The organism is Amycolatopsis sp. NPDC004747, assembly GCF_053601335.1.
Genome location: NZ_JBSGBQ010000080.1, coordinates 1 through 1,852 on the forward strand (window position 1 = coordinate 1; position 1,852 = coordinate 1,852).

A 1,852-nucleotide genomic window follows, 5' to 3' on the forward strand; every position below is an offset into this window, starting at 1 on the left:
GCCGTCAGGGGCCGCGTCGCACACCGGGGCCGATCACCCGGACCCGCCCTCGCGGCGGTCCGGCGGCAGGTCCGCGTCGGTGTGCTGAGGGGCGGAGGCGACCCGCGTCCGCGCCGGTGTGCCGAGGGGAGCGGACAAGCACCGGCGCACCCCGGAGCGCGTACGCGACGGGGGTGGCCAAGAGGGAGGACCCCGCGGTGTCGCCCACTCGGCGGCCGGGCGGGGAGGCGTAGACCGTCGCCGGTGGGTGCGCGTCCGTGACATGGGGGCGCGGAAGGGGTTCCGGCATCACCGGGCCGCTGTCCGGGTCGGTCGGGTGTGCGCGTCCATGTCGGTCGGGGTGCGCGTGCTGTGTGGCTCGGGCCAGTGGACGCCGGCGTGCTGCGGGACGCGGTGCGCGACTACGTCGTGGAGCATCTGGGCGATCCGGAGGCGTCGCTGGTCATCGACGACACCCAGGCGCAGAAGAAGGGCACCAAGTCGGTCGGGGTGGCCTTCCAGCACTGTGGGCTGACCGGGGATGTCCGCAACTGCCAGACCATGGTCATGCTCACCTACGCCACCCAGGCCGGGCACGCGTTCATCGACCGCCGCCTGTACCTGCCCAAGGAGTGGACGGAGGACCGGGAGCGGTGCCGCGCGGCTGGCATCCCCGACGACGTCGTCTTCGCCACCAAGCCCGAGCAGGCCATCGCCATGCTTCAGCAGGCGGTCGCCGCCCAGGTGCCGTTCGCCTGGGTGCTGGCCGATGCCGGCTACGGCCGCGACCCGCAGCTGCGGGCCTGGTGCCACGAACAGAAGCTGCCCTACGTGTTCGGCGTCCCCGTCGACCTGCCGCTGGACGGCGTGCCCAGCAAGAAGCGCCAGCCGGCCGTAAAGCGAGCCGAGGACCTCCTTCACTACGCGAAGGCCCGTGACCAGTGGGAACGTCGCTCCTGCGGCTTCGGCTCCAAGGGCGAGAGGCTCTACGACTGGACCGCCTTCGCCGTCGAGGTGAAGGACGAGTCCCCGGCCGAGGGTCACGCGCACTGGCTTGTCCTGCGCCGGTCCCTGCACCCCAACCGGCGGGGCAAGGACGGTGAACTGCACCGCGAGATCGCCTACTTCCTCGCCCACGCCCCCGCCGACGCCACGATCAGCGAGATCATCGCCCGGGCCGGCGGCCGATGGCAGATCGAGGAGGACAACGAGATCAACAAGCAGCTCGTCGGACTCGCCCAGTACCAGGTCCGCAAGTGGACGCCCTGGCACCGGCACGTCACGGCCTGCATACTCGCCACCGCCTTCCTCGCCGTCCAGCACGCCGCCCTCCCCGACACCGACACCGAGCATGACCCCACGGCGGGAAAAGCCCAGGCCACGACCGGGAGCGAGGCCGCCGTCTGATTCCCGGACCGCTGCTGCGGCCCTCCGTCCACGCCGTCCGGCACTGCCTGGCCGCCACCCGCTTCAACCCCCACCACCCCGTCGAGACCGTCCTGGCCTGCGAGTTCTGGCGCCGACTCCATCAGACGCGCGCCCAGGTCAGCCACTATCGACGTCGCGGAGACCCCCTGCCGCCCGGGCTGCACGCCTGGAAACACCATCAGCCGATCCCACCCATCACCGACCCTCAAGATCTCCGGCTGTAGTACTTGGACGCCGTGGAGAAATGCCGGGAACGCTGTTGGGGACGAAGCTGGGTTGTCGAGTTCGACATCTCCAAGTTCTTCGACAGCGTGCCCTGGGACCTCCTGGTCAAGGCTGTGGAGGCTCACACCGACGCCGTCTGGGTGAAATTGTACGTGCGGCGGTGGCTTGCCGCCCCGCTTGTCATGCCCGACGGCACCCTGCTGGAGCGGGATCGCGGCAC

Annotated in this window: 1 protein-coding gene and 1 pseudogene; both read left to right on the forward strand. The window is 70.8% G+C overall.

Annotation, left to right across the window (positions count from 1 at the left end; translation table 11 throughout):
• Nucleotides 1–351: 351 nt before the first annotated feature.
• On the forward strand, nt 352–1,386 hold the full coding sequence (locus ACWEGE_RS46965; RefSeq protein WP_449667012.1) for an IS701 family transposase: 1,035 nt from the start codon (nt 352–354) through the stop codon (nt 1,384–1,386).
• 257 nt (nt 1,387–1,643) lie between these two features.
• Nucleotides 1,644–1,852, forward strand: a pseudogene (locus ACWEGE_RS46970) (RNA-directed DNA polymerase); the annotation flags it as partial.